The organism is Streptomyces sp. NPDC050423 (genome assembly GCF_040655445.1).
In the GTDB taxonomy this organism is placed as follows: Bacteria; Actinomycetota; Actinomycetes; order Streptomycetales; family Streptomycetaceae; genus Streptomyces.
Window position 1 is genome coordinate 127,599 of record NZ_JBFAJY010000007.1, and the last position, 26,688, is coordinate 154,286.

Below are 26,688 nucleotides of genomic sequence, written 5' to 3' on the forward strand. Positions count from 1 at the left end.
ACACGTGGCAGTCATGGGATTCGCTCTGGTGGCGATCGTGGTCCTCCCGCTGTTCGTCCTCGTGCACCGCTATGTGTGGCGCCGCTTCGTCGGTGACACGACGGCCGCGGGCAGCCCGCTGCGCCGGGCGGGCACGGTCGCGGCGTACGTCCTGCCGCTGCTGAGCGTCGGCGCGCTGGTCTCCGGCCGTACGGGTGCGCCCTTCTGGCTCCAGCGGGTACTGGCCTGGCCGGGCTATCTGTGGCTGGCGGCCCTGCTCTACCTGACGCTGGCTCTGCTGGTCGGTGAGGCGGTACGGCCACTGCTCCGCGGGCTGCTCGCGCGCCGGGCGGCGGGGACGGAGACGGCGACGACGGTGGGGCCTACCGAAGCGACGGCCGGCGCATCCACCGCATCCACCGCATCCGCCACCCCCGTCACATCCGGCGCGAACACCAGGACGGCCGCCCCGCCCACCGCCCCGCCCGCTCCCGCCGCGGCCCCTTCGCGCCGGCTCTTCGTCGCGCGGGCCGTCGGGGGCGCCGCGGCCGTCGCCGGACTGGGCACGGTCGGGTACGGCACCTACGGGGTGCTGCGCGGCCCGGGGGTCAAGCGCGTCACCATCCCGCTGGCCCGGCTGCCCCGCTCCGCGCACGGTTTCCGGATCGCCGTCGTCAGCGATATCCATCTCGGCCCGATCCTGGGCCGCGCGCACACCCAGCGGATCGTCGACACGGTCAACCGGACCCAGCCCGATCTGATCGCGGTCGTCGGGGACCTGGTCGACGGATCGGTCGCCGATCTCGGTCCGGCCGCCGAACCGCTCGCGGGACTCCGCTCCCGGCACGGTGCGTTCTTTGTCACCGGCAACCACGAGTACTACTCCGGCGCGGCCCAATGGGTGGATCATGTAAGGGAATTGGGGCTGCACCCGCTGGAGAATGCCCGGGTGGAGATCAACGGCTTCGATCTGGCCGGGGTCAATGACATCGGGGGCGAGAGCGAGGGGCAGGGCCCGGACTTCGACCGTGCGCTCGGCGACCGGGACCGGTCACGGGCCGCCGTCCTCATGGCCCATCAGCCCGTCGTCATCGACGAGGCCGTCGCGCACGGCGTGGACCTGCAGCTCTCCGGGCACACCCACGGCGGACAGCTCTGGCCGGGCAACTACATCGCGGAGCTGTCCAACCCCACGGTCGCCGGGCTCGAACGCTACGGCGACACCCAGCTGTACGTCACGCGCGGCGCGGGTGCCTGGGGTCCGCCGGTGCGGGTCGGGGCCCCCTCGGACATCACTGTCGTCGAACTCGCCTCCAAGCGGGCGTAGCCCTTCCGGCCGGGCTCCCGGGGCCGTGTCGGGTGAATTCGGTGACCGGTTACCAACCCTCTGTATTCGGCCTATCCGCCCAAGGTTTCAAGTAACGAACAAAAGGCTATGTGTCTCCGATTTCCTCTTCCAGATGTGAAAATCGTGTGATTGGCTGAGCCCGAACGTGCGGTGATCTGCGTATCTGAGCGCGACGCCGAGGTGGGGCTGTTAAGGGAGAGCACGGCAATGCGGTCGATCCGACTACGGATTCTCGCGATTCTCGCGGTTTTGGTCATCGCAGGCGTCGGCGCCTGGCAGTTGCTTCCGTCGAACGGAGCGAAAGAGGACCCCGTCACCGTCGGTACGAGCGACGTGGTGACCTCGCTCGACCCGGCCGGAGCGTACGACGCCGGCTCCTGGGCGATGTACAGCAACATCTACCAGTCGCTGATGACGTTCAAGTCCGGGGCGATCGTCCCCGAGCCGGACGCGGCCGAGAGCTGCGGCTTCATCGGCGGGAAGCTCCAGACGTACCAGTGCAAGCTCCGTGACGACGTGTCGTTCTCCAACGGTCGGAAGATGACCGCCAAGGACGTCAAGTACTCCTTCGAGCGCATGATCAACATCAAGACGGACGTCGGTCCGGCGGTGCTGTTCCCGAGCCTCAAGAACGTGGTGACCGAGGGCCGGACGATCACGTTCAACCTCTCCTCGCGCGATGCGACCTTCCCGCAGAAGCTCGCCACCGGGGCCGGGTCGATCGTCGACAGCGAGGCGTACTCGGAGCGCAAGCTGCGGGACGACGGTCAGGTCAGCGGCTCGGGGCCGTACGTGCTCAAGTCGTACAAGCCGGGCGTCAGCGCCGAACTGGTGCCGAACACCAGGTACAAGGGTGCGCTGAACAAGACCGGCGGGCCGGTCACCGTGCGCTACTACAAGCAGTCGGAAGACCTGCTGGCGGCCTGGAAGTCGGGGAAGACCGACGTCACGCACCGGCAGCTCCCGCCGTCCACGCTCGCCGAGCTGAACCCCGGTGACGCCGACCAGCGGATCACCGAGGCGGACAGTGCCGAGATCCGCAACCTAGTCTTCAACGTCCGCAGCGGGTCCCCGCTCGCCGACAAGCGGGTCCGGCAGGCCATCGCGTCGATCATCGACCGCGCGCCGCTGGTGACCGACGTCTACAAGGGCACCGTCGAACCGCTCTACTCGCTGATCCCGCAGGGCTACATCGGGCACAGCACCCCGTTCTTCGACGAGTACCCCGCGCCCGATCCCAAGCGCGCCAAGAAGCTGTTGCAGGAAGCGGGCGTCCAGTTGCCGCTGCCCATCAACTTCGCCTACCGGTCCGGCGACTCGTACACGCCGGAGAGCAAGGAGATCCAGCGTCAGCTGAACGCGGACGGGCTGTTCAAGGTCACGATCAAGTCCGTGGAGTGGACGGCGTTCCAGAAGGGGTACGCGGCCGGTGACTACGACATGTACACCGTTGGCTGGCTCCCCGACTACCCGGACCCCGACACCTTCAGCCAGCCGCTCGTCGGCCGCGACACCAGCCTCCACAACGGCTACAGCAGCAAGAAGATGGACCAGCTGATCAGCGACACGCTGCAGTTCAGCGACCGCAGCCGCACCTCGGCCGACTTCAAGGAGCTCCAGAAGCTGGTGGGCGAGGACGTGCCGCTGGTGCCGCTGTGGCAGAAGAAGGACTACGTCGTCGCCAAGCCCGACGTGGCCGGTTCGCAGTACCTCTCGGACGGCACCGGCATCTGGCGGCTGTGGGAACTCGGCTGGATCTGACCGGCCGCCACTGACCAGTGGCGCGGAACACCACGGAGCGGCCGTCCCGGCGTCAACGGGGCGGCCGCTCCTCGGTGTACGCCGTCACCCGGCCGTGTACGCCGTCACTCGGTGGGGCGGGGGCCGACCGGCCGGTCCGCCGCCCGCCCCGCCGCTCCGGGCAGGAACTCCTCCAGCACCTCGTGGACCTGGCGCACGAGCGGCCGCAGCACCCGGAACCGGGACAGGGCGATGGCCCGCGCGACGATCGGGGCGGTGCGCTCGACGAGGCGGCGGCTGCGTTCGGCATCGTCCGTCCGGTCGTACACCCAGTACAGCACCAGGCCCATCTGGTTCAGCCACATCAACTGCGGCAGCAACTCGGCCAGTTCGGGGTCGACCTTGGTGCCCGCGCCCGCCAGGCAGCGTTCGTGGATGGAGATCGCCGCGTCGCGGGCCGCGACGGAGTCCTTCGAGAAGGGGCTGAGCGGGCTCTCCGGATCGGCGGCGTTCTTGAAGAACTGGGCGGCGAAGCGGTGGTACGGCTCCGCCACGTCCAGCCAGCAGAGCAGGACCCCGCGGATGCGTACCGCGAGGTCCTTGTCGCCGGCCAGAACCGGCTGGACCGCCGCCTCGTGCTCGGCGGCGATCCGGTCGTAGAAGCCCTGGACGAGGTGTTCCTTGGAAGAGAAGTAGTAGTACGCGTTCCCTACGGAGACCCCGGCCTCCTGGGCGATGGCCCGCATCGTCGTCTTGTCGTAACCGCGTTCCTGGAAGAGCCGGAGCGCGGTTTCGAGGATGAGTGTGCGGGTCTGCTCGCTCTTGGGAGCCCTGACTTCCTTCACGTCCTTCTCTTCCTTCACCACGTTCCCGAGGGTATCCGGGATCACTACGTGCCGGGCTCCGGCCCCCGCACCGCACATGCCCCGTCCCCGTCCGCCCGGCAGGGTGCTGCCGTCAGCGAGCGGTACTTCGCGGCGGCGAGGACGGTCGCCCTGGCGAACGGGCGGCCGGCCGGAGTCGTCAGCCAGTGGGACCTGGGCCGGTGCTCCGCCAGCGCCCAGAGGCAGACGATCCACGCGGACGTGCCGCGGTAGACCTGGCCCCCGTCACCGATCACCGTGATCTCCTCCAGGGTGCCGGAGTGGTCGAGGCCGGGGAAGCGGCGGTGCGCCTCCGCGGAGTCCGCCGGGACGAGGTCGAGCGGGACCAGCTGACGTTGCCTCATCAGCCACTGCCGCAGATGGACGCAGAGCGGGCACTGCGCGTCGTAGAGCACGGTGAGCCGTTCCACGGCCGGCCGCCGCCCACCGGTCCGGGGTGCCATGGCCGGCCCTCACGCCTTGGTGGCGGGCGGGGCCCACGGCCCGGTGCCCGGAGCCGTCCAGCCCTGCGGCGGTACGGGCGGGGTCTGCTCGCGCTCCATCAGGCCCCGGCGGCGGATCTTGTTGAGCACGTAGACGTTGCCCAGGTGCATGACCCCGAGGACGACCAGCACGACACCGATCTTCACCGAGAGTGCGTCGAAGAGCCCGCGGGCGTCGGCGACCTCGTCGGAGTTCTTCAGATAGAGCGTCACGAACCCCAGGTTGACCAGGTAGAAGCCGACCACCAGCAGGTGGTTGACGGCATCGGCGAGCTTCTCGTTCCCGTGCAGCACATCGGCGATGAACACCCTGCCGTTGCGGCTGAGCGTGCGGGCCACCCAGATGGTGAGCGCCACGCTGATGAGCAGGTAGATGACGTACGCGACAACAGTGAGGTCCATGCCCCACCCTCCCTTGAACGCGTTCAAATGCTGTTGTCATGGACTGTAGACCTGACTTTGAACATGTTCAAGTGAGGGTCTCGGCGTAGTCTGTGGGCCATGGAACAACGGGACTGGACCGACGGACATGTCGAGCGGTGGAAGCCGGTGCTTCCGGAACTCGACCCGGACGTCGAGGGTGCGGTGACCCGGATGAAGAAGCTCTCCGTCCATCTGCGCCGGGTGCGTGAACAGTCCCTGCACGACTTCGACCTGGACCGCCAGGAGTTCGACACCCTGCACAAGCTCGCCGGCCGCGGCGGCGAGGCGGCCCCGTCCGATCTCGCCGCCGACCTCGACCTCGCGCCCGCCTCCGTCACCGGCCGGCTGGACGCGCTGGAGCGGCGCGGATTCGTCCGCCGTACGCCCTCCACCACCGACCGACGGCGCGTGGACGTGGAGTTGACCGACCAGGGGCGCTCGACGTGGCTCGGCGCGATGGACTTCCTCGGCAACGAGGAGGAGCGGCTGCTCGGCGTCCTGGGCCAGGACGAGCGCAGGCTGCTCAACTCCATGCTGCGGCGCATCATGGTGGTCGCGGAGGACCGGGGCGGCGCGGCCTGGGACTGACGGACCGGCGGACCGGCTTACGGGCTGGCTGACCGGGGCGTACGGCAAGGGGCCCCGGTCCGCGCGGTGTTCGCGCGGGCCGGGGCCCCTGATGCCTGCGTCCGACGGGTCAGAAGCGACGCGTGATCAGCGCGCGCTTGACCTCCTGGATCGCCTTGGTGACCTCGATGCCACGCGGGCAGGCGTCCGTGCAGTTGAAGGTGGTGCGGCAACGCCACACCCCGTCACGGTCGTTGAGGATCTCCAGCCGCTGCTCGCCGCCCTCGTCGCGCGAGTCGAAGATGAAGCGGTGCGCGTTGACGATCGCCGCCGGGCCGAAGTACTGCCCGTCGTTCCAGAACACCGGGCACGAGGACGTGCACGCGGCGCACAGGATGCACTTGGTGGTGTCGTCGAAGCGCTCGCGGTCCTCGGCGGACTGAAGGCGCTCGCGGGTCGGCTCGTTCCCCTTGGTGATGAGGAAGGGCATGACGTCGCGGTAGGCCTGGAAGAACGGGTCCATGTCGACCACGAGGTCCTTGAGGACCGTGAGGCCCTTTATGGCCTCGACCGTGATCGGCTTCTCCGGACTCAGGTCCTTGATCAGCGTCTTGCAGGCGAGCCTGTTCTTGCCGTTGATCCGCATCGCGTCCGAGCCGCAGATGCCGTGCGCGCAGGAGCGGCGGAAGGTGAGCGTTCCGTCGGTCTCCCACTTGATCTTGTGAAGGGCGTCGAGAACACGCTCCTTCGGGTCGATCTCGATCTGGAAGTCCTGCCACTGGGCCTCCTCGGAGACCTCCGGGTTGAACCGGCGGATCCGGAACGTGGCAGTGATGTACGGGGAGTCGGCGAAGCCGGCCTCGGGCTCAGGGACCTGGTCGGCCTTTTCCATCGTGGGGGTAGCCATCAGTACTTACGCTCCATCGGCTGGTAGCGGGTCTGGACGACCGGCTTGTAGTCCAGCCGGATCGACTCGGTGCCGTCGTCGGCGACCTCGCGGTACGCCATGGTGTGGCGCATGAAGTTGACGTCGTCGCGGTTCGGGTAGTCCTCGCGGTAGTGACCGCCGCGGGATTCCTTGCGGGCCAGCGCGGAGGTCGCCATGACCTCGGCGAGGTCGAGCAGGTTGCCCAGCTCGACCGCTTCGAGCAGATCCGTGTTGAACCGCTTGCCCTTGTCCTGGATGGACACGTCGAGGTAGCGCCTGCGCAGCTCCGCGATCTTGTCGACCGCCGTCTTGATGGTCTGCTCGGTGCGGAACACCATCACGTTGGCGTCCATGCACTCCTGCAGCTCCAGGCGGATCGTCGAGACCCGCTCGGTGCCGGTGGAGTTGCGCAGCCGCTCGACCTGGTCGACGACCAGCTGCGCCGGGTTCTCGGGAAGCTCGACGTAGTCGTTCTTCGCGGAGTACTCGGCGGCGGCGATGCCCGACCGCTTGCCGAAGACGTTGATGTCGAGCAGCGAGTTGGTGCCGAGGCGGTTGGCGCCGTGCACGGAGACGCAGGCGACCTCGCCCGCGGCGTACAGGCCCGGGACGACGGTGGTGTTGTCGGCCAGCACCTCGCCCTGGACGTTGGTCGGGATGCCGCCCATGGCGTAGTGCGCGGTCGGCTGGATCGGGATCGGGTCCGTGTAGGGCTCGATGCCGAGGTACGTACGCGCGAACTCGGTGATGTCCGGGAGCTTGGCGTCCAGCTGCTCCGGCGGCAGGTGCGTCAGGTCCAGGTAGACGTGGTCGCCCTCGGGACCGCAGCCGCGGCCCTCGCGGATCTCCGTGTAGATGGAGCGGGAGACGACGTCACGGGACGCGAGGTCCTTCATGACGGGCGCGTACTTCTCCATGAAGCGCTCGCCGTCCTTGTTGCGGAGGATGCCGCCCTCACCGCGGGCGCCCTCCGTCAGCAGGATGCCCATGCGCCAGATGCCCGTCGGGTGGAACTGGAAGAACTCCATGTCCTCCAGCGGCAGACCGCGGCGGTACGCGGCGGCCTGGCCGTCACCGGTCAGGGTGTGCGCGTTCGACGTCACCTTGAAGAACTTGCCGGTGCCGCCGGAGGCGAAGATGATCGCCTTCGCCTGGAAGACGTGGATCTCGCCGGTCGCCAGCTCGTACGCGACGACGCCCGCGGACTTCTTGACCCCGGTCTCGGGGTCCTCCTGGAGCAGCAGGTCCAGGACGTAGAACTCGTTGAAGAACTCCACACCCTCCTTGACGCAGTTCTGGTACAGCGTCTGGAGGATCATGTGGCCGGTGCGGTCCGAGGCGTAGCAGGACCGGCGGACCGGGGCCTCGCCGTGGTTACGGCTGTGGCCGCCGAAGCGGCGCTGGTCGATCTTGCCCTCGGGCGTGCGGTTGAACGGCAGGCCCATCTTCTCCAGGTCGAGAACGGAGTCGATGGCCTCCTTCGCCAGGATCTCGGCGGCGTCCTGGTCGACCAGGTAGTCGCCGCCCTTGATCGTGTCGAAGGTGTGCCACTCCCAGTTGTCCTCCTCCACGTTGGCGAGCGCGGCGGCCATACCGCCCTGCGCGGCGCCCGTGTGGGAGCGGGTGGGGTAGAGCTTGGTCAGCACGGCGGTGCGGCTGCGCTTGGTCGACTCGATGGCCGCGCGCATGCCGGCGCCGCCGGCGCCGACGATGACGGTGTCGTACTTGTGGATCTGCATGGTTTACCTCTGGTCCTTCGGGCCCGGCGCCTAGCGGATGTTCGGGTCGAAGGTGAAGATCACCAGCGTGCCCAGCAGGACGGTGAACACCGTGGCGGTGTACAGCAGCATCTTCAGCCAGAAGCGGGTGTTGTCCCGTTCGGCGTAGTCGTTGATGACCGTACGGAGACCGTTGGCGCCGTGCAGCATGGCGAGCCACAGCATCGCCAGGTCCCACATCTGCCAGAACGGCGAGGCCCAGCGGCCGGCCACGAAGGCGAAGCCGATCTTGGACACACCGCCGTCCAGCACCAGCTGGATCAGCAGGTGGCCGATGACCAGGACGACCAGGACGACGCCCGACAGGCGCATGAAGAGCCAGGCGTACATCTCGAAGTTGGTGCGCGAACCCTTGGGTGTCTTGCCGGTCCGCGTACGCGGGGGCTCGATCACGGGGGCCGGGTTGTCGGAATCGAATCGGCTCACAGGCTGAACGCCTTCGACTGCGCCGATCGCGGAAGTCTCGGTGGACATGGGCCTCAGCTCCCGAAGATGGAACGGACGGCGTGGCCGAGGACGGGGTACAGGGCCCCGACCATGAGCACGATCCAGATGCCCAGCACGGTCCAGAGCATCTGCTTCTGGAGGCGTGGGCCCTTGGCCCAGAAGTCCACAGCGATGATGCGGAGACCGTTCAGCGCGTGAAAGAGAACCGCGGCCACGAGGCCGTATTCAAGGAGCGCGACAGGCCATGTCTTGTACGTGGCCACGACCTCGTCGTAGGCCTCGGGGGAGACACGGACGAGAGCGGTGTCCAGGACGTGTACGAACAGGAAGAAGAAAATGAGGACACCGGTGACTCGATGAGCCACCCAGGACCACATGCCTTCCCGGCCGCGGTACAGCGTTCCAGCCGGCACGGAAGAACCCTCCGGGAGCGGGGATTGGGGGTCGGCCGGCTTGACTGTCGGTCTGACCCGGCCAGGTACGGTCCACCGGCCCCGGCCATCGTAGCGACGGTTTGTCGGTTCGTTCGCGCCGGGGCCTCCGGTGTGATCAAAGCGGCAATCAATCAGGCACGGACGGGCTAGGGACTGCCGTGGCGCAGGCCTGTCCGCCGGGCCGGAACCTTCCGGACCAGGCGGCAACCCGTTACTGACTCGATACCAGGCCGATGATGCGGCCCCGGGCGAGTCGCCGCATCTCGTCGGCCGTCACCACCCGCTCCTGGTCGGAGTCGTGGCCCAGCCTCGCCCGGATGGCGGCCAGCACCTGGTCGGGGTGCTCGGCGGGCCGGACGCCGTCGAGGCAGATGACGAAGACGTGCCCGAACTTGCACTCGTACGCGGCGTGCGCGGCGGCCAGCGCGAGGTGGGCGGAGGGTGCCGCGTCGGGCGGCAGCGCCGGGGAGACCTCGGCGGCGAGCGCCTCGGCGCGGTCGGTGAGGGAGAGGTCGTAGCCCGCCTCCTCGGCGGCGGCGAGCAGCGCGTCCAGGTCCGGGTAGGGGCGGTGGGCGGTCAGCCGCTGGGCCCAGCGGTGGCTGCCGAAGCAGTCCAGCAGCGCGGCCTCGACGTCGGCGGCGGCCGCGGTGTTGAAGCGGCGCAGGCCGAAGTCGTGCGGACCGGTCCGGTCGGGTACGGTTCCGCAGTTCTGCAGGGGCACGGCGGCCCGCCGGTCGGGCCGGTGCGGTTGCCCGGGGAGGCCGGCGTGGGACTCGCTGGACCTGGACAGCGTTGGCTCCTCGAATCAGCGGCATCTGTGAACCTGGAGGGGAGGGATCGGAGAGACCAGGTGGATGCAGAGTGAAGGGAGAGACGAATGTGCCTCAAAGCTAGCGAGGCCCGGCAACGGCCGTCCGACGGATGCGCGAATTTCACCCGGACGGGAGGGTTTCAGGATGACTGATGGACGAAATAGCGAGGAGAATGCCCGGCTATCTCCTTACTTCTGCTCTCTTTCCCGCTGAAAACCGGAGGTTTCTGACCGATGTCGCTCTCACGCGGCGCCCTCGCGGCCGGAGCGGCCGTCACCGCGGCGGCCGCGGTGACGCTCACCGTCGTCCTGTGGCCCGACAGCTCCGACTCCGCACGCCGGTCCGGGGCCGAGACCTCGCCCGGGGCCTCGTCCGCCGCCCCCACGCCGTCACCGACCCGGAGCTATCCGTTGTCGAGCACGCCCCGCACGATCCCCGCCGTACGCGAACACACCGCCGCCCACGGTCCCGGCTGGCGGCCGGGCAAGGGCAGTGCGGTGGTGATCGCCGACGGCAGCAAGGGACTCGCCGACGAGGGGCGGCTGCTCGCGGGCGAGCTGAAGATCGGCTACCGGGGCGAGGTGCCGGCCCGCGCCGGTGACGTCGAACTGGCCCTGACCCCGACGGCCCAGGGCGGGCCCGAGTCGTACACCCTCAAGTCCCGCGACGGCCGCGTCACGATCAGCGGACCCGGCGAGGCGGGGGTCTTCTATGGGACCCGCACCCTCAAGCAGTCGGTGCGGGCCGACGGCGTCATGCCCGAGGGCGAGGTGCGCGACCGCCCCGACCGCCCGCAGCGCGGGTTCAACCTCGACATCGCACGCAAGTTCTACAGCGTCGCCTGGATCGAGGACCGGCTGCGCGACATGGCCGACCTCAAGCTCAACCAGCTCGGCCTGCACTTCTCCGACGACCAGGCCTTCCGCATCCAGTCCGACACCCACCCCGAGGTGGTGTCGCCCGAGCACCTGACCAAGGCGCAGGTGCGGCAGACCGTCGCCCTGGCCGACCGGCTGCACATCCAGGTCGTGCCGGAGATCGACTCCCCGGGCCACCTCGGCGCAGTCCTGCGCGCCCACCCCGACCTCCAGCTGCACAATGTGTCGGGCGTGGCCTCGGCCGGATCGATCGACATCTCCAAGCCCGGCGCGGCGAAACTCATCGACGAGCTCCTCGGCGAGTACACGGAGCTCTTCCACGGCGCGTACTGGCATCTGGGCGCCGACGAGTACCTCGCGCTGATGGCCCGGGACCCGGCCGCCTCCTATCCCCAGCTCCAGCGCGCCGCCGTACAGAAGTACGGGCCGCAGGCCGGGATCGCCGACCTCGCCACCGGCTGGCTCAACGACCGCGTGGCGGTGGTCCGCCCGCACGGCAAACAGCCCAAGGCGTGGAACGACGGCCTCTTCCGTGACGGCGTCGTCAAGGCGGACAAGGACATCGAGGTCGAGTACTGGACGGGCAAGGAGTACGGGGCCCGGCAGCCGGAGGAGTACCTCAACGAGGGCCGCAAGGTGATGAACCTCAACGACGAGTTCCTCTACTACGTGCTCGGCCAGCCCAACGACTTCGTCTACCCCACAGGCAAGCGCATCTACGAGCAGTGGACCCCCCTCGTCCTGCGCGGCACCACCCCCGTACCGGCGCGCTACTCCGACCAGATCCTCGGCGGCCGGTTCGCCGTCTGGGGCGACCTGCCGCAGGCCCAGACCACGGCACAGGTGGCGCAGGGCATCCGGATGCCGCTGCGGGCGACGTCCCAGAAGCTGTGGGACCCGGGGAAGCCGAAGCTGAGCTGGGACGGTTTCCGGAAGCTGGCGGGAGAGATCGACAAGGGCTGAGCACCGCACCGCGGCCCGCGCGCCGGGGAGACCCCGATTTGTCGTGGACACGACGGTGACCTGGGGCTGTGTTCCGGATGCCGCGCGCCCATGGGGAGGAGCGCGCGGCTTCTCTCATTCCCGCGCCCGGAATGCCTTCGCGCCCACAGCCCTGGAGGTAAACAACTTTTCCTATTTTTTCAGTAGTTGTACGGTGTTTTCTGAAAATATGCTGATGTGGTGAAGCTGCGGGCTGTCCCGCAATTTCTGGCGGGCGCGCGGCGATAGCAAGCGGTTTCGGCCGCAGGTAGTGACGATTTTCGGCCATTCGGCGCTGTATGCGGTACAGGAAGCGCTGCGTCCCCATGCGTCCTGGCACGGGGAGGGCCGACGGGAGAAGCCGATGAGCCTGCTGGAACTGATCGCCGCCGCTGATGAGCGGGGACTGACCGCGAGCGGGGCCGCCTGCCTCGACCGCTGCCTGCCGCAGCCCGCCGAGGGGGCCGGCCCCGACCCGCTGCGCCCGCTCTGGGCCGGCTGCGCGGTCGGGGCGGCCTGGCCGGACCGGCTGGCCGAGACACGTACGGCGCTGGACGCCCTGCCCGGTGCGGACGCGACCGTCCGGCGGATCCGGAAGCTGCTCGGCGAGGCGCCCGCGGACCGGGCGGGCGCGGAGCTGCGCGGCTGGGCGGACGCCTGCTCGGTGCTGGCCCTGGACGTCCACCTCGGGCACGACGCAGAACGCGCCGACCGGGCGGAACTGGTGGAGCGCTGCCGGGCGGGCGACCCACGGGGGGCGGGACCGCTGCTGGCCGGGGAGACCGCGCGCCAGATCCGCATCCTGGAGATGCTGGCCGAGATCGCGGACGAGGCCCCCGCCGGAGCCGGGCTGCGCCAGGTGATGGACGTGTCCACCGAGGGCCAGCGCGTGCTGCGTGCGGCGATCTCGCGACGCGCACGCGTCCGGGGCTGACGGGGGGCGGGCCGGCCCGGCGGATGGCGTCGGTGATGGTCATGCCGACCGGGTACGACAGCCACCGGCCCCGCTTCGGGAGTCAGGCGACGAACTCCTGGGTCCCGCCTGAGGAGCCGGTGCGAATCAAGGTCTGGCGTCCACGCCGGTACTTCTTCGGCCTTTGAGCCAGGGCGAGTCGGGCTGTGGCGATGTGGTCGGCGGGCCGTGCCGCTGCCCGCGCTCCCGGGCCTGAGCAGGCCGGCCACCGGCTCCCCGCTCCCGCCACTTCCGTGGTCGACGAAGGCCATCCGGAGCCGTGGTTCCGGCCATGTTCCAGCCGTGCTCGCGCACTTGGGCCCGCGCGGCCCGTACTGCGGAGAGGGCCTTCGGCCCGGTGGCGAGGGTGTCGATGAGGCGGGAGGCGATCGGGTCGGCGGCCTTTGAGATCGGGTGCGGGTGGTGACGTCCCGTCGGCCACGGCGTCCGGCCGCTGAGTCGGGTCCCCTGGGGGCTGTCGCGCCGGCGGTGGCCAGTGCTGTGACCGAAATGGTTCGCCGCGGTCGGGCGACGGCTCTCGGGGCGAGCGTGTTCCGCGGGGCGACTGGTATGACTGATACATGCAGGAAGAGACCGCGCGATCGGCGATTGACACGTTCATCTCCGCGTTCAACGCCTCGGACGACAGTTATGTGACTGTGCTGCTCTCCCAGGCCCTGACCTCGGACGTGGTCTTCTGGGGGCCGTTGGGCCGCTGTGAGGGGATTGAGGCGGTCGAGCGGTTCGTGCTGGACATCCGGCGCCACCCGGCAGGGGCCGGCACGATGGTGCGCTGCTCGGCGGTGGACATGCCGGACGAGTGGGCCAGGTACCAGTGGGTGTTCACGACGCCGGACGGGGGCCCCCGCCTGGCGGGTACGGACGTCGTCCATCTGCGGCGGAGCCTCATCGACCAGATCATCGTCTTCGCGGGAGAGATCGAGCCGTCCGTCTCCTGAGTCGTCCTTCTCCGACACGGTCCTTCCCCTGAACCGGTCCGTTCGGCGCTCAGTCTGTCCTGGCCGAACCGAGCCCGTGGCCAGGTTTGAGCCCACCGCCGAGGCCCGCCGGTCATTCTGCAGACGCCGGCGCGAGACATCGTCCGAAGTCACTTCGGGGCGGCTCACGCGTCCGCTGCATCCTGGACGAGAACCTCAGGAGTGGCCGGTCATCCGATCAATGGAGCGGCCCTACGCAGCCGGGAACAAACCCGACAGCAGACCTCGCCCGTTCGGGGACAGCGACCAGCGCGCTGTCCGCCATGGAGTCGTTGTCCTGACCTCCACCCGGCACCGGCTCGACGGCCGGATCGCGTGCCGTCCTGACAGGCAGAACCGCCCAGCAGCGCTTGCCGCCGGGAGTTGTCTCGGCCCCCTGAATCAGACAGAGGTCCTCGATCAAGGCGAGTCCACGCCCGCACTCGTCGTCGATCTGCGTCGGTCGAGACTGCGGAAGCTCCGGACAACTGTCAAGGACCGCGACGACAACGAGGTCACGCACCAGTGTTACCTCGGCGGTCATGGGTCCGTGCGCATGACGCAGACCGTTGGTGAGTAGTTCCGATACCACCAGTTCCAGATGGAAACACAGCTCTTCGTCGACGAGCCCTCCCCATCGCCTCACCGCAGTGGATATGCGGTGGCGGGCGAAGTGAACCGCTGCTTCGGTTGCCTCGACGGTGAAGGTGATGCGAGTGTGAGGCATGATGTCGCTCCTCAATGGCGGGGTGCTTCAGGTTCCGCAGTCGCATCTGCGGAATTGCACTGAGTTCGAGACTTGCACGATGGTCATTCCCAAACAACAGACCGGGTCATACCGTCGCATGGGACTCATCCATAACCCTCGTCGTGCGAGATGGCCGGCGGCACGGGATGGGCGCCTTCGCAGGGCGCCCATACCCTTCTTCCTGGCGCATAATGGAACTCTGTTCACCCGGAGCGAGGTGTTCCCATGGAGCTTGAGCTGCGCCACTTGCGCGTGCTGTGCGCGATAGCCGACTCGGGGGGCGTCGGCCGGGCGGCAGCTGCGCTCGGATTCACCCAACCCGCGATGAGCACACAATTGCGCCGTATCGAGGGACTGCTCGGTGAGGGAGTGTTCGTTCGCAGCAGTACAGGTATGGAGCTCACCCCCTACGGCGCGCAGATCGTGGGCCGGGCCCGGGAGGTTCTGTCGCTCGCGGACAATCTCACCCGCCTGCGGCACGCCTGCCCACCCGCAGCGGCACGTCGACTTCGTCTGGGTGTCATCAACACGCCTGTGGTGCCCGCGCTGCTGGACGCCCTCCGCGACGCCTGCCCCGATCTCGTCGTTTCTGTCAGCAGCGTGTACGCCACCGGAGAGCTCCTCAGTCTCCTGGAAGCCGGTGAACTGGACGTCGGCCTGGGGTGCGACTACCCCGGGCTGCCGATTCGCCACTCTCCGGATCTGGATCATCGTGCGATCAGAACTGTTCCGGTCTTCGTGGCCACCCATGCCGGCCACCCGCTGGCGCACCGCCTGGAGATTCCCCTGGAGGGGCTGTCCGAGGACACGTGGTTCGTCTCTTCCGATGACGGGGTGGGGTGGCCTGGCGCCTTCTACGACGCCTGCCGGGCTGCGGGTTTCACACCTGCGGTCACGCACGAGTTTCATGTGCTTGATCAATTGCAGTCGATGATCGCCAAGGGTCTTGGGGTGGCTGCGGTTCAGCCCACCGTGTGCCCCATAGGCGGGGTGCTGATCAAACCCCTGGCGGGGGATCCTCTGTGGCAGCGGCACCTGCTGCTCTGGCGCCGCAACCTGGTTGACGCGTCGGTTGTCGAGGCCGTGCACCATCATGCCGTCCGCGCGCACTGTCATCTGCTCGCTCAGGCCCCGCACTTTCAGAAGTGGGTAGCGCGCACGTACGCACCCCCTCGTCCCATGGACGGACCCAGAAAGGCGCTTCCCGGTCCGGTTCGATGAGTGACGGCGTCTCGCGGATGCCGGTGTGCTCGCCGCCCGGTGCGGCGGAGGTGAACCCCCCTACCGCCGCCCCGGACGTCGCCCGGGGCGGGGGGAGCCACCCCGGGCGACAGTGGAGCTGTGGTTCTCGGCAGTACCCTTCTGTCAGTAGCTGGTACTGACGGTGACGCCGCTGAAGCTGTTCACGGCGTGCAGGCTGATGTAGTGGGCGCCGGTCGTCGGGTTGTTGATGGTCAGGGTGTGGCTGTTGCCGGCCCCCGTGGCACGCTGCGTGTGGCTGGTGGTGCCGGGCCAGCCGCCGGCGCTGTAGTACAGGTCCGCGTCACCCGTGCCGCCGGCGGTGGTGATCTTCAGCTGGGTGGTGCCGGCCGGGACGTAGAGGTAGAGGTAGGTGTAGTTCCCGGTGGTGGCGGACTGGTTGCTGCGCTGACAGTTCTGGCCGAGCTCTCTGGTGTCGGTGCCGGTGCACTCGGTACCGGTGCCTCCGCCGCTGCTGACGGTGACCGTCCTCGTGGCAGTGGCGGTCGCTCCCTTGTCGTCGGTGACGGTCAGCTTCACCGTGTAGGCCCCTGCGGAGCTGTAGGTCTTGCTGGGGCTGGTGGCGGTGGAGGTGGTGCCGTCACCGAAGTTCCAGGACCTGGAGGCGATGGTGCCGTCGGAGTCCGCGGACTGGTCGGTGAAGGTGACGTTCAGCCCCTGGACGGCGGTGGTGAACGCGGCGGTGGGTGCCTGGTTGCCGGGCGGGTTGGTGCCCCCGCCGCAGCTGCCGGCCGCGCAGTCCGCCAGCCAGGTGTACCAGTCGTTGTCGTAGCGGGTACCGATGGTGCTGGTCAGGTAGGTACGGGCGGCGTTCCAGTTGCCGGAACGGTAGTAGCCGAGGACGGTGTCCATGTCCGTGCGGTGGTTCTCGAGCAGGTACCGGGTGGCGAGGTAGCCCCAGCGGTAGATGCGCGTGGTGTCGTTGCTGTACGTGGTGTCGAACAGGGTGCTCAGGGCGTAGGTGCGACGGCCTGCCTCCGTCATCGCCTCGGTGTAGGGAACACCGCGGTAGGAGTAGGAGACGTACTCCGCGAAGCCCTCGATCCACCAGATGGTCGGTGTCGTGATGCCGGCGTTGAAGTCGCCGGCCATGTCGAACCGGCCGTCGAGGTAGTGCGTGTACTCGTGGTTGAGGTTCCAGATCTGGAAGTCCGGGCGCACCCACTCGGCCTCGTAGGCGATGAACCGGGGCTGATTGCCGGCCGCCGCCGGGTTTCCTTCGAGGTACATGCCGCCGTTGTTGGTGTCGATCCCGTACATGGCACCGGCGTACGTCTGGTAGTCGGTGCTGGAGTCGAAGACCACGACCTCGATGGTGCTGTTGTTGTCGTTGGCGACAGGGCCGTTGTCCCGGACGATGTTGTGGAAGTACGCGTCCTGGCTGCGCAGACTGGAGCAGCTTGACGACAGCTCGCTCGAGGTCATCTGCTGGGCCTTGATGGTGATGCTGGAGCTGCACGGGTAGGTCACCGTCAGGACCGAGTTCGCCAGCTGCGACTGCAGGTCGCAGGTGCCGTAGGCGGAGCAGTTGGCCTTGTCGTAGTAGTCGGTCATCTCCGCCACGCCGACCCAGAGCGGTGCGGTGGTGCCCTTGATCGAGCTGGCGTTCAGCAGGCCGCTGACCAGGGGCCGGAGCTTGGACCGCAGTGCGGAGTGCTGCAGGAACCTGCCCAGTTCACGCCCGGCGTTGGACGTCAGGTAGGACTGGTCCGTCCCCAGCAGTGACAGGTGGCTGGAGGCGAAGTTGTACAGAGCATCGACCAGGCTGGGGTCGGACTGGACCGCGGTCACGAACGCCGGCACCTGGTGGCCGCGGAAGGTCACGGTGTAGACGTTGTTGACCGCGTTGAGCATCCACCAGGAGGTGTCCCAGGAGGAGTTGTAGTCCGCCAGCATCTGCTTGACGATGTAGATGTAGCGGGCGTTCTCCTCGGCGCTGTCGATGAGCGTGACGGCCTCGGCGAGTGTCTCACCGTTGGCGTCGTTGACGTCGCGCGAGTGCGAGCCGGCGAAGAAGGCGTCGAGGCCCGAGCGGATGGCCGTCTGCAGTGTGCTGCCGTAGGCGCCCACCGCAGTGGTGTTGTAGTAGTGGACGTAGTAGCCGGCACGCAGGTAGAGCACGAGCTGCGGCATACCGGTGCTGGAGTTGCCGGGGTAAGACGCTGAACCGTCGCGCAGGGCATAGGCGACACTGGCCATCTGCGCCTCGCGGAAGGCGTAGTAGGCGTCGTTCCCGCTCAGGTTGAACAGCGTGTTGACGCAGTCGGTCGTCGACGCCTTGATCTGCTGCACCAGCGCGCTGCCGGTGCGGCTCGTGAAGTCGGAGATGCTGCACGCGGCGACGCTCTTCTTCCCGGCCGCCCCCTTGACCGCCTTCTCCGCCGACTTGGGGGGCTGCGCGGGCGGTTTCGCGGCCTTGCCGTAGTCCTCCTTGAGCGCATCCTTGCTTGCGGCCAGGGGCGGAAGCTGAGACGCCTTCAGGCGTCCCTTCGCGACATGCTCCGTCTCGGCGGCGGCGTGTCGTGCGACGGGCGGGGGCCCAGCACGGTTCGGACCTCCCGCCTCCATGTGTGCGGCGGACTGAGTGTTCTCCGTTGCGCCGGCCGGCTGAGCCAGCAGGCCTATGCCCAGGGCCAGGGCCAGGGTCAGCGGCAGCGCCGCGCCCAGACTTCGCCGGACAAGTGACGTTCTCACTACGCCTCCCAGAGGGGGGATCCGGCCGCGCGGGACGCGGCCGAGGGAATGGGGGAGAGGGCGTGGCCGGCGGGAAGACCGAGCCGACGACGTGACGGGAGAGAGAACGGTCGCCCGACTTGGCATGACCACGCCCTGCGAGGTGGACCATTGCACAGGTGACATGTCACAGGGAAGTCACCCGAGAGAACGCAGGGTTGTCAATTTGTGCACGAGAGCCCCTGCTTCGACCCGGCATAGAGCAAGAACGCCTGGTTGGAGGGCGGCGAGTTCTGTCGAACCGATCCAGCCCCCCTTGCAGACCGGGGCATAACAGTTCCGTCGGGTCAGGCATAAGACTTCGGGTGAGGAGCACCATCGAGCCCCGGGAGGGGCGACGCATGCGCATAATTGGGCGACTCTTCGGCCATGCGGCGAGGTGTGGCGATGGCTCTGGTGCTGTGCCACAGGTGTGTGCCGTGTGCGATCGGCTTTCGGCAGCGTGGGGCGTTCAGTGGCCAAGAGCGGCATCGTTCAGCCTATGGAGGGGACGCGATTGCACCGCGCCGCGCATGCTCGATGCGGAACTCTTCGCGTGACGCGGCACGAGCGCGGAGTCGACCGATGCGAGTAGCGTGACCGGGCTCGCCGCTTTCCCCTTCGTGGCGGTACTCCAGGGCGACGTCGCGCGGTCAATGCGACATCGTTGAGTGTTGTGTTCTGACCCTCGACGCGACAGGCCAGTGGTGATGACCTGGTATGGCTTCCTCGAAGCTGACGCCTCGTTTCCCTGCCGGTTTCCCCGCTGCACTTGACACGTCATATTGGAAAACGGTCGGGGTCGGCCTCGTTCATTCGAAGCGTGTTGGGTTTGTGAATTTCGGTCCTGCTTGCGCGCACGGTTGCCGTGCAATCGACCAGGCGCAGCCGATGGCCGCCATGACTGCATGAAAGGCAGCTGTCCAGTTCGCGGTGAATCCGACGCCGTGATTCCAGTCCAGTCACTTTGTCGAACCGCTCGTGTTCGCTGACATTCCTTTCCCGAAACCCTGGCCTGAAGTAGTGGGGGATCCAATGAACTTGCCTATTCGCCTCGATCTTGCGAGGAGAAGGCTGATGGGATCGGTCCGTATCCGCACCCGTGCGATCCTGATGGTGCTCGCGGTAGTCGCGGTGGCGGCAGCAGCTTGTGTGGTGCTGCTGCCATCGGACGCGCAGGGCAGGACCATAAAGGTCGGAACAACGGAACCCGCAACGTCACTCGACCCGGCCGGCAGCTACGACTCCGGCTCCTTGGCTCTGTACAGCAATGTTTTTCAGACGCTGTTGACCCTCAAGGCCGGAGCGGTCGAGCCCGTGCCGGACGCGGCCGAGAGCTGCTCCTTCGTCACCCGTGACCTGCGCACCTATCGCTGCCGGCTCCGGAGTGACATCACCTTTCCCAGCGGACGCAGGATGACGGCCGCAGATGTGAAGTTCTCTTTCGAGCGCGTCAAGAAAATAGATTCCGAAGTGGGACCTGCATCTCTGCTGGAAACGATCGATTCGATAGAGGCCCGTGACCGGATTGTCAATTTCAGGCTGACAAGGCCGGACGCCACGTTCCCGTTCAAGGTGGCTACCGGAGCGGGCTCGATCGTCGACTCGACCAAGTACCCGAACGACGCCTTGCGCCCCGGTGATCAGATCGACGGCACAGGGCCGTACGCTCTCGCTTCGTACGTGAAAGGCGAAAAGGTGGTTCTTTCGCCCAACTCTCACTACAAGGGTGCAGTCAAAGAGACTGGCCGTCCCATCGAGCTTCGCTATTACGCTGATCCCGCCGCCCTTGCTCAGGCATGGAAGGCTCGCCGTATCGACGTCGCCACCCGGCGACTTCCACCTGAAGTGCTCGCCGATCTGAACCCGAGTGACCCCGGGCTGCACGTGTCGGAAGCGAGCAGTTCCGAAACTCGGAACCTCTACCTCAACACCCGTCGGGGCAGGCCGTTTCACGACCCTCGAATTCGGCAGGCAATGGCCTGGCTGATCGACCGTGAGCGGCTCGCGTACAACGTCTACGAGGGCACCATCGTCCCGCTCTACTCGCTGATCCCCACGGGCATTTCCGGCCACACCACCTCGTTCTTCGACAACTATCCCAATCGGGACGTCGGCAGCGCCCGCCAGTTGCTCACCGAAGCCGGTGAGGACCTGCCGTTGCATTTTACCTACAGTTATGCCGAGGGGCGCGGCTCCGCCGCCGAGGAGGCCGCGGAGATAAAAAGGCAAATCGAGGCCAGCGGGCTGTTCAAGGTGCGCCTCAAAGGCTATGAGTGGCATGATTTCCAGAAGCGCTGGGCAAGCGGAAAGCTGGACGCGTACGCCGTTGGCTGGGTCGCCGACTATCCGGATCCGGACACTTTTGGCGCACCCATCGTCGGCACGGACAGCGCCATGAAAACGGGTTACAGCAGCAAGGCCGTCGATCGGATGATCGCCGCAAGCCAGCGCTTCGCCGACCGCAGCCAAGCCGAAGGCGACCTGAAAGACCTTCAGGCGGCCATTGCTCGCGATGTTCCAGTCGTCCCCCTGTGGCAAGCCAAAGACTTCGTGGTATCCAGCGAGGATGTCGGCGGCGGCCAGTACGTGTCGGACGGTACGGGTGTTTTCCGTCTGTGGCGCCTGATCTGGATCTGACCGCACAAGGAGGCGCGAGAGTCTCTTTGAACGGCTGGTGAGACCGCGTCAACAGCCACCAGCTCTTGGGCGTCGCATCGTTCGAAGTGACGCGGTCACTACCGGGGCGGAGCGGGGAGGCCGGAACGACGACCGGGGCCGCCACCCCCGGCCGTAACCAATCGAAGAACCCATCTGAACTGCAAGTTCGTCGTCTAAGGGCTGTCCCGCAATTGCTGGTGGAACAGCGCGCGGCGTCAGATGCGGTGCATCGCAAGGCGGAGGGACGCCCGAATACTGGATGTATTCGGGCGTTCCGACAACGCAGCGAGGTGCCGTAGCTGTCGTCGTGCGCCCGCCAGGAATTGCGGGACAGCCCTTAGGCGGGGGTTCCTGGCCTCCGACTGCCTCGGCCTGCTTCCAGGCGTTTCTGTCTGTGCTCGGGCGCTGTTGGTCACGCGTTGGTCATGCGATCTGCCCAGCTTGTCCGGTGTCCGAGGAGGCTGTTCAGGCTTGGCCGTCAGCCGCTGGTGCGCGTACGAGCGCAGATCGCGAACGGCAGTTTCGCTGCTGTGGGGTTCGAGCGACCCCTGCAGGGTGCTCCGCACCAGGTCGAGGCGCCGTGAAGCACCTGTCCCCAGGGTGGTGTGCCAGTGGCTCTGCGCCGAGGCATGGCGGCCTTGGCCGAATTGGAGCAAGGTGGTGCTCTGGGCCGCCTGAGCCAGGACGGTACACAGGCGGTGGCCGGCAGGTTCGTCGTACCGGGCCGAGTCGAGCAGCTTGATGGTGACACTCATGGCTGCCCAGAGGAGGTCGGCACGCTCCTGAGACTATGGATCCGGCGGCGAGGACGAGGAAGGTGCGGCGGTCAGGCCGGTCGAGATCCACCAGTAACTCCGTGCGGCGCGTGAACAACGACTCCTGCACCAAGTCGGCGCACTTCAGCGGCCACGGAATGGCGGAGCGTGCGCGTGTGGGTCACCTGTCGAGGACCTCGAATGCAGCGTCGAGGTCCTCAACGAAAGCACGCCACGATGGAAGGCAGGTGACGGGGCCCTCAGGGTCCAGGAGTTCCAGCATGCGCAGCCGGTGCTGAGAGAAGCGCTTCTGGAACTGGGCGAGGCGGCGCCCCTTGTACTCGCTCGCCCGAGCGAGCGACTCCTTGAGGAGCTGCTTCGGGTCGGCGATATTCTCCGCCGCACCACCCTTGGGGAGATCAAGACCGACGCGGCCGCGAGGGTTCTCGGCGACTTGACGCAGACACCCTTCGTCGAGGAGGAGCCAGGCTTCCAGCATGCGGACGGGCACAACGGCGACGTGCCGAAGGCCGGGCCACTCGGCGTCCACCGCTTTTTCGATCTCGTCTTTGCGGTGCTGGGCAGGACCTCGGTCAGCATCCCGTTGCACCACTGCCAAGTCGTAGCTCCCTCCGAGTGCGCGGGCGGCCCGGAGCTTGTCTGGTACGGAGTGCCCGGTCGGCAGACGGAGCAGACCGAAGTCGGGGACTGTGACCGAGACGTCGAGTCCCTTACGAACGGCAATCGATTCGATATGTGGGACGAGGCCGTTGTCGCTGCTGCCTTCACCGATGAACAGGACGCGAGCGGTCACGCGGCGTCCCCGCTCAGCGTGAGCTGCGCTCCGACGGGCGTAGTGAGATAGGGAAGGATGTCAGCCTTCGTCACGAAACTGCCGCTCGTCACCTTATTGGCCCGCCAGGTACCGACGAGTGGACGCAGGCGCAGTGCGCGGTTCAGAGTGCCGTTCTCGCCTCTGTGCATTGCGGTGTCGGCGAACAGAAGATCCTCGTTGCCGACGAGTTGTACGACACCGGGTGAATGCGTATTGATCAGCACCTGCCGGAATGGGTTGTCCGTGCCGGGTTCTTCCGACGGATCCACGGCAAGATCCTGTACCAAGTCGACCATGGCGTTGAGGTTCGCTGGGTGGATGCCGTTTTCGGGTTCTTCCATGCAGATGAGTCCACGCACGGAGGAGTCTTCGAGCAGAACGCAAAGTGCCAGGAAGCGCAGGGTGCCTTCGGAGAGGCTGCGCGCAGGCAGTGTCATGCCAGCCACCTCGTGCACGTTGACCGTGAGGAGTTGTCGAACCTCGTCTTGATCGACTTCCAGATCGCGGACATGGATGCCGGTCAGATCCGAGAGGCGTCCCGCAACCCGGGCGTATACCTGACTGGGATCCGCACCGGGAGTGTCGTGGGCCACGCGGAAGAGGGTCGCTGGCAGATGGGAGCCGTCGGCGCCCATCACGTGCGGGTCCACGTATCGGTCGGACCGGCGTAGAGCGGATGGTTCCAGGGCAAGCCGTCGCCAGGACTGCATCTCACGGCGAGCCGAGAGAATGGTCGGGTCATCGCTGCTAGTGATCGTGGAGACCACTGTCGCTGGCGCCCGGGATGCCGCAGCCGGCTTGGGCTGGCCTCGGCTGCCACCGTCTTGGTGAATTTTGACGATCGACTCGTCGGCTTCGGTGGTCGTCGAGATGAAAGGCGCGCCGCTACGGTGGCCCTGGATGACGGTGTCGCGGAACTGCTTCGCACTGTGAGGGAAGCGAAGGTGCTGCGCAGCCTTGCCCTTGGTGATGTGTGCCAGCGTCTCGTGGAGGAGCGTGAGGCGCCCGAAGCGGTCGAGTCCGGACGGCTCCTGGTAGCCGACCTCCAGTTCGTACCGCAAGAAGGTGCTGCTGGCCTTCGCGGCCCGGCCGAAGTCGTCCTGCACGTGCAGCGGAACGATCATCTCGGCAGCGAACCGCATCCGGTGGTTGCCAGGCTCAAAGCCCTTCCAGAAGAGGTCGCGCGGGTCGCCTTGACGCTCGCCATGCACGCCCCGAACCTCCTGGGCCGCCTCCATCATCGACTGGTCGGCGAGGAGCGAGAGGAACTGGATGGCGTCGAAAACGTTCGACTTGCCGGTGCCGTTCTCCCCTGCGATGCAGGTGAAGGGTCCGAAGTCGATGGACAGGTCCAGGAGGTTCTTGAACCCGTGGACTTCGATGCGAGTCAGCATGCGGCCTCCGGAAGCTCGTCGAGCAGATCCAACAAGCCTACTGGCGGGGAGGGCTGTCATCCCCGTTAATGCGTCGGCAGCCTCTCGTGCTTGGTCGCTATCTGACAACCTCGCGTGCGGGCATGCCTGGTTCCACGGCTTGCGATGGCCCAGTAGGCAAAGCGTCTAAGGGCGGGGGCCCGGAACACGCATCCAGGGGCGGTGCGGCGCGTTGACCTGGGGCCGATCGGGTGAACGCCTGGATGCGTTGGTCACGCGTTGGTCATGGAGCGGACCCGTGACCCGCATATTGCCTGGTCAGACCGATGAAATGGAACGACGACCGGGGCCGCCACCCCCCACAGGAGAGGCCCCGGTCGTCTTCCGCGGGGCCGCAGGACGACCCCGTACTCATCTCAGCGTCGTGACTGCGTTTTCTGTCACACCGCGGCCAGGCCGCGGAATGTTGTGGGTTGTACAAGTCATGGACGTGATGCCCGCGAAGGACGTAGCGTGCTGAGTCGCGCAGGGTGGCGCGGCAGTGGTGACCAGCTGCGATTCAGGACAGCAGGGCAGGTTGAGGGAGTGCTGGGGGACGACGCGGGGCTTACTGCCGCGGTGCTCGCGGCGCAGGACGGGGACGAGGACGCCTTCCGTACTGTGTACCGCGCTGTGCAGCCGCGGTTGCTGGGCTACATAAGGACGCTGGTGGGGGAGCCGGACGCCGAGGACGTGGCGTCCGAGTCCTGGCTCCAGATAGCGCGTGACCTGGACCGGTTCAGCGGTGACGCGGACCGTTTCCGGGGCTGGGCGGCGCGGATAGCGCGTAACCGTGCCCTGGACCATCTGCGGATGCGCGGCAGACGGCCCTCGGCCGGCGGTGACGAGACGGAACTGTCCGAGAAGCCCGCCGAGTCCGACACCGCCGCCGAGGCGATCGAGGCCCTGGCCACCGGCCGCACCATGTCGCTCATCGCCCAGCTGCCGCAGGACCAGGCCGAGGCCGTGGTGCTGCGCGTGGTGGTCGGTCTCGACGCGAAGAGCGCGGCGCTGACGCTGGGCAAGCGGCCGGGCGCGGTACGCACAGCCGCCCACCGCGGGCTGAAGCGGCTCGCCGAACTGCTGCGGGCGGACAGCGCGGACAGCGCGGGCAGTCCCGACGGCGTGGGCAGTCCCGGCAGTCCCGGTGGCCCCGGCGACACGGAGCATCCGGTCGACGCGTCGCCCCCCGCACAGTCCCCGCACGGCAGCGCGGCGGGCCGGACGGCGGAACTCGGCGCCGTGCCCGCACAGCGCCCCTCCCACACCGGGCTGGTGGCGCCCGCCGGTGTGACGCATTCGCGTCCGTGGACGCAGAAGGACATGTGATGGCCGACGAGCAGTACGAATGGCTTGACAAGGAAGCGGCGGAGAGATTGCTCCGCCGCGAACCGGTCGATCCTGCCGACGGCCAGCCGGAACAGGAGGCCGAGAGGCTCGCGGCCGCGCTGGACGCCGCGGCCCGGTCCGCCCGTCCGGCCACCGGTGAACTCCCGGGCGAGGCCGCCGCGCTGGCCGCCTTCCGCGCCGTCCCCCGCGCCGCGGCCGGTACCCGCTCCGCGTCCGCGCGGGCCGGCCGGGGGACCGCCGCCGGGCTGGACGGGACCGGCGAGACCGGGATGCTCGCACCCGTGCACATAGGCCGGGCCGCCTCCGGCAGCGGGTCCGGTTCCGCGGGTTTCCGCGGCGCCCGCCCGTCGCACTGGAGCCGGCCCATCCGCTTCGGTCTGGTCGCCTCCCTCGCGTGCTGCGCGATCGGCGGGGTGGCGGTGGCCGCCGGGACCGGGGTGCTGCCCGGACCCTTCGGCCGGCACGCCCCCTCGCCGGCGACCTCGGTGTCGGCCGCCGCCTCGCCCGAGGAGCTCGGCTCCGGCCTCACCACCGACGACGGGACGCCCGAGCCGCCGTCCGGCTCGGCGAGCACGGAGAGCGTGCCGCCGAAAACCCCGGAATCGGCCCGCCCCGGCGGGAAGAGCACCGCCGGCCCCGGCAGCAGCGGCCCCACCGCCCCCGCCACCGACGGTGCGACCGGAACCGGACCGCACGACGGGACGGCCAACGGTTCCTCGGACAGCGCCGGGGGCACGGACGGTGACGGTGACGGCGCCGGGAAGCCCGACACCTCCCAGGACGGGACATCGGGCGCCTGGTACGCCAAGACCCTGAAGGCCTGCCGCGACTACCGCGACGGCAAGCTCGACGACGACCGCAGAAGCCGCCTCGAAGCGCTGGCCAAGGGCGCCCGGAACCTGGACCGGTTCTGCGACCGGATGCTCGACGAGGCCGGCGACAACCAGGGCAACGGCCAGGGCAACGGCCAGAACGGTGACGGCGGCGACTCGGACGGCGACGGCGACTCGCCGCCCGGCGGTTCCGGCTCCCTCCCGTCGATCGGGTTCACCCCGGTGTCCCCGCAGCCGTCGACCGCCTTCGCCGGAACCGACCCGGCAACAGGGCCGGTATCCGACCCCGGAAGCGGACCGGAACACGAGCCCGCGGCGGACGCCACCGCCTCGCAGCCGGCGGCGCCGGGCATCCCCGTCGCGGCCCGCTGACCCCGCCCGCCACCCGGTGTGACGTTTTTCGGGGCACGGACGCAGTACAGAGTGAGCCGACTGGTCATCGGCAGCGCCCTGAGCCGGGGTTCCCCCCGTACCTACGGCTCGGCGCGAATGGCGCGGGCGGGACACGTTCC

Annotated in this window: 22 protein-coding genes and 1 pseudogene; 10 read left to right on the forward strand and 13 right to left on the reverse strand. The window is 68.0% G+C overall.

Going from position 1 to position 26,688, the window contains the following annotated elements; translation table 11 throughout:
• Nucleotides 1–13 precede the first annotated feature (13 nt).
• Nucleotides 14–1,306 (forward strand): metallophosphoesterase, encoded by a 1,293-nt coding sequence (locus AB0I52_RS08105; protein ID WP_363070090.1) that lies wholly within the window; start codon nt 14–16, stop codon nt 1,304–1,306.
• Between the two features lie 228 nt (nt 1,307–1,534).
• Entirely contained in the window at nt 1,535–3,088 is a 1,554-nt protein-coding gene (locus AB0I52_RS08110) for an ABC transporter substrate-binding protein (protein WP_363070197.1), read from the forward strand.
• Between the two features lie 104 nt (nt 3,089–3,192).
• Here AB0I52_RS08110 and AB0I52_RS08115 read toward each other — a convergent pair whose 3' ends face one another.
• The 3 genes from AB0I52_RS08115 to AB0I52_RS08125 are packed head-to-tail and all read right to left on the reverse strand — an operon-like array spanning nt 3,193 to nt 4,835.
• Entirely contained in the window at nt 3,193–3,933 is a 741-nt protein-coding gene (locus AB0I52_RS08115) for a TetR family transcriptional regulator (RefSeq protein WP_363070092.1), read from the reverse strand.
• A gap of 23 nt (nt 3,934–3,956) precedes the next feature.
• Entirely contained in the window at nt 3,957–4,394 is a 438-nt protein-coding gene (locus AB0I52_RS08120; RefSeq protein ID WP_363070094.1) for a DCC1-like thiol-disulfide oxidoreductase family protein, read from the reverse strand.
• Nucleotides 4,395–4,403: 9 nt separating this feature from the next.
• Complete coding sequence (locus AB0I52_RS08125; RefSeq protein ID WP_363070096.1) at nt 4,404–4,835, reverse strand: hypothetical protein; 432 nt, start codon at nt 4,833–4,835, stop codon at nt 4,404–4,406.
• A 99-nt stretch (nt 4,836–4,934) separates the two neighbouring features.
• Between AB0I52_RS08125 and AB0I52_RS08130 the strand changes: the two genes are divergently transcribed.
• Nucleotides 4,935–5,444 (forward strand): MarR family transcriptional regulator, encoded by a 510-nt coding sequence (locus AB0I52_RS08130; RefSeq protein ID WP_363070098.1) that lies wholly within the window; start codon nt 4,935–4,937, stop codon nt 5,442–5,444.
• 109 nt (nt 5,445–5,553) lie between these two features.
• Here AB0I52_RS08130 and AB0I52_RS08135 read toward each other — a convergent pair whose 3' ends face one another.
• The 5 genes from AB0I52_RS08135 to AB0I52_RS08155 all read right to left on the reverse strand — a co-directional run bounded on the left by AB0I52_RS08135 (nt 5,554) and on the right by AB0I52_RS08155 (nt 9,731).
• Nucleotides 5,554–6,330, reverse strand: a complete 777-nt coding sequence (locus AB0I52_RS08135; protein WP_363070100.1) for a succinate dehydrogenase iron-sulfur subunit — start codon at nt 6,328–6,330, stop codon at nt 5,554–5,556.
• Entirely contained in the window at nt 6,330–8,090 is a 1,761-nt protein-coding gene (sdhA, locus tag AB0I52_RS08140) for a succinate dehydrogenase flavoprotein subunit (protein WP_363070102.1), read from the reverse strand. The genes AB0I52_RS08135 and sdhA overlap by 1 nt, the downstream gene beginning before the upstream one ends.
• 30 nt (nt 8,091–8,120) lie before the next feature.
• The gene (locus AB0I52_RS08145; RefSeq protein WP_363070104.1) at nt 8,121–8,603 is read right to left on the reverse strand and encodes a succinate dehydrogenase hydrophobic membrane anchor subunit; all 483 of its coding nucleotides are present in this window, start codon (nt 8,601–8,603) and stop codon (nt 8,121–8,123) included.
• Nucleotides 8,604–8,608: 5 nt separating this feature from the next.
• Nucleotides 8,609–8,989, reverse strand: a complete 381-nt coding sequence (gene sdhC, locus AB0I52_RS08150) for a succinate dehydrogenase, cytochrome b556 subunit (protein ID WP_363070106.1) — start codon at nt 8,987–8,989, stop codon at nt 8,609–8,611.
• Between the two features lie 232 nt (nt 8,990–9,221).
• Complete coding sequence (locus tag AB0I52_RS08155) at nt 9,222–9,731, reverse strand: 2-oxo-4-hydroxy-4-carboxy-5-ureidoimidazoline decarboxylase (protein WP_363070108.1); 510 nt, start codon at nt 9,729–9,731, stop codon at nt 9,222–9,224.
• Between the two features lie 324 nt (nt 9,732–10,055).
• On the opposite strand from AB0I52_RS08155, the gene AB0I52_RS08160 reads away from it, so the two are divergent.
• Nucleotides 10,056–11,663, forward strand: a complete 1,608-nt coding sequence (locus AB0I52_RS08160; protein ID WP_363070110.1) for a glycoside hydrolase family 20 protein — start codon at nt 10,056–10,058, stop codon at nt 11,661–11,663.
• 382 nt (nt 11,664–12,045) lie between these two features.
• Complete coding sequence (locus tag AB0I52_RS08165; RefSeq protein WP_363070112.1) at nt 12,046–12,615, forward strand: hypothetical protein; 570 nt, start codon at nt 12,046–12,048, stop codon at nt 12,613–12,615.
• A gap of 22 nt (nt 12,616–12,637) precedes the next feature.
• On the opposite strand, the pseudogene AB0I52_RS08170 reads toward AB0I52_RS08165, so the two are convergent.
• Nucleotides 12,638–13,035 (reverse strand): annotated as a pseudogene (locus AB0I52_RS08170) (IS1380 family transposase); the annotation flags it as partial.
• Between the two features lie 179 nt (nt 13,036–13,214).
• Here AB0I52_RS08170 and AB0I52_RS08175 point away from each other — a divergent pair.
• A complete protein-coding gene (locus tag AB0I52_RS08175; RefSeq protein ID WP_363070114.1) occupies nt 13,215–13,592 on the forward strand; it encodes a nuclear transport factor 2 family protein in 378 nt (125 codons plus the stop codon).
• A gap of 217 nt (nt 13,593–13,809) precedes the next feature.
• Here the strand turns inward: AB0I52_RS08175 and AB0I52_RS08180 are convergent, their stop codons facing one another.
• Nucleotides 13,810–14,337, reverse strand: coding sequence for an ATP-binding protein (locus AB0I52_RS08180; RefSeq protein WP_363070116.1), 528 nt, complete (start codon nt 14,335–14,337; stop codon nt 13,810–13,812).
• A gap of 246 nt (nt 14,338–14,583) precedes the next feature.
• On the opposite strand from AB0I52_RS08180, the gene AB0I52_RS08185 reads away from it, so the two are divergent.
• A complete protein-coding gene (locus AB0I52_RS08185) occupies nt 14,584–15,579 on the forward strand; it encodes a LysR family transcriptional regulator (RefSeq protein WP_363070117.1) in 996 nt (331 codons plus the stop codon).
• Nucleotides 15,580–15,723: 144 nt separating this feature from the next.
• On the opposite strand, the gene AB0I52_RS08190 is transcribed toward AB0I52_RS08185, so the two are convergent.
• Nucleotides 15,724–18,312: a collagenase gene (locus AB0I52_RS08190; protein ID WP_363070119.1), complete on the reverse strand. Its 2,589-nt coding sequence runs from the start codon at nt 18,310–18,312 to the stop codon at nt 15,724–15,726.
• 1,095 nt (nt 18,313–19,407) lie between these two features.
• Between AB0I52_RS08190 and AB0I52_RS08195 the strand changes: the two genes are divergently transcribed.
• Nucleotides 19,408–20,970: an ABC transporter substrate-binding protein gene (locus AB0I52_RS08195; RefSeq protein ID WP_363070121.1), complete on the forward strand. Its 1,563-nt coding sequence runs from the start codon at nt 19,408–19,410 to the stop codon at nt 20,968–20,970.
• Nucleotides 20,971–21,927: 957 nt separating this feature from the next.
• Here AB0I52_RS08195 and AB0I52_RS08200 read toward each other — a convergent pair.
• Entirely contained in the window at nt 21,928–22,560 is a 633-nt protein-coding gene (locus AB0I52_RS08200; protein ID WP_363070123.1) for a hypothetical protein, read from the reverse strand.
• Nucleotides 22,557–23,975 carry an AAA family ATPase gene (locus AB0I52_RS08205; protein ID WP_363070125.1) on the reverse strand — a complete coding sequence of 473 codons (1,419 nt, stop codon included), beginning with the start codon at nt 23,973–23,975 and terminating at the stop codon, nt 22,557–22,559. Before AB0I52_RS08205 ends, AB0I52_RS08200 begins: the two co-directional genes overlap by 4 nt.
• A gap of 564 nt (nt 23,976–24,539) precedes the next feature.
• Between AB0I52_RS08205 and AB0I52_RS08210 the strand changes: the two genes are divergently transcribed.
• Together AB0I52_RS08210 and AB0I52_RS08215 are read left to right on the forward strand one after the other, a co-directional pair.
• The gene (locus AB0I52_RS08210; RefSeq protein WP_363070199.1) at nt 24,540–25,322 is read left to right on the forward strand and encodes an RNA polymerase sigma factor; all 783 of its coding nucleotides are present in this window, start codon (nt 24,540–24,542) and stop codon (nt 25,320–25,322) included.
• Entirely contained in the window at nt 25,322–26,548 is a 1,227-nt protein-coding gene (locus AB0I52_RS08215; RefSeq protein WP_363070127.1) for a hypothetical protein, read from the forward strand. The genes AB0I52_RS08210 and AB0I52_RS08215 overlap by 1 nt, the downstream gene beginning before the upstream one ends.
• The last annotated feature ends 140 nt before the right edge of the window (nt 26,549–26,688 follow it).

Excerpts from the sequence above, each read along its gene's own strand:
- AB0I52_RS08105 (WP_363070090.1), top strand. The coding sequence starts at position 14 with ATGGGATTCGCTCTGGTGGCGATCGTGGTCCTCCCGCTGTTCGTCCTC.
- AB0I52_RS08110 (WP_363070197.1), top strand. The coding sequence starts at position 1,535 with ATGCGGTCGATCCGACTACGGATTCTCGCGATTCTCGCGGTTTTGGTC.
- AB0I52_RS08120 (WP_363070094.1), bottom strand. The coding sequence starts at position 4,394 with ATGGCACCCCGGACCGGTGGGCGGCGGCCGGCCGTGGAACGGCTCACC.
- AB0I52_RS08125 (WP_363070096.1), bottom strand. The coding sequence starts at position 4,835 with ATGGACCTCACTGTTGTCGCGTACGTCATCTACCTGCTCATCAGCGTG.
- AB0I52_RS08130 (WP_363070098.1), top strand. The coding sequence starts at position 4,935 with ATGGAACAACGGGACTGGACCGACGGACATGTCGAGCGGTGGAAGCCG.
- AB0I52_RS08135 (WP_363070100.1), bottom strand. The coding sequence starts at position 6,330 with ATGGCTACCCCCACGATGGAAAAGGCCGACCAGGTCCCTGAGCCCGAG.
- sdhA (WP_363070102.1), bottom strand. The coding sequence starts at position 8,090 with ATGCAGATCCACAAGTACGACACCGTCATCGTCGGCGCCGGCGGCGCC.
- AB0I52_RS08145 (WP_363070104.1), bottom strand. The coding sequence starts at position 8,603 with ATGTCCACCGAGACTTCCGCGATCGGCGCAGTCGAAGGCGTTCAGCCT.
- AB0I52_RS08160 (WP_363070110.1), top strand. The coding sequence starts at position 10,056 with ATGTCGCTCTCACGCGGCGCCCTCGCGGCCGGAGCGGCCGTCACCGCG.
- AB0I52_RS08165 (WP_363070112.1), top strand. The coding sequence starts at position 12,046 with ATGAGCCTGCTGGAACTGATCGCCGCCGCTGATGAGCGGGGACTGACC.
- AB0I52_RS08175 (WP_363070114.1), top strand. The coding sequence starts at position 13,215 with ATGCAGGAAGAGACCGCGCGATCGGCGATTGACACGTTCATCTCCGCG.
- AB0I52_RS08180 (WP_363070116.1), bottom strand. The coding sequence starts at position 14,337 with ATGCCTCACACTCGCATCACCTTCACCGTCGAGGCAACCGAAGCAGCG.
- AB0I52_RS08185 (WP_363070117.1), top strand. The coding sequence starts at position 14,584 with ATGGAGCTTGAGCTGCGCCACTTGCGCGTGCTGTGCGCGATAGCCGAC.
- AB0I52_RS08195 (WP_363070121.1), top strand. The coding sequence starts at position 19,408 with ATGGGATCGGTCCGTATCCGCACCCGTGCGATCCTGATGGTGCTCGCG.
- AB0I52_RS08205 (WP_363070125.1), bottom strand. The coding sequence starts at position 23,975 with ATGCTGACTCGCATCGAAGTCCACGGGTTCAAGAACCTCCTGGACCTG.
- AB0I52_RS08215 (WP_363070127.1), top strand. The coding sequence starts at position 25,322 with ATGGCCGACGAGCAGTACGAATGGCTTGACAAGGAAGCGGCGGAGAGA.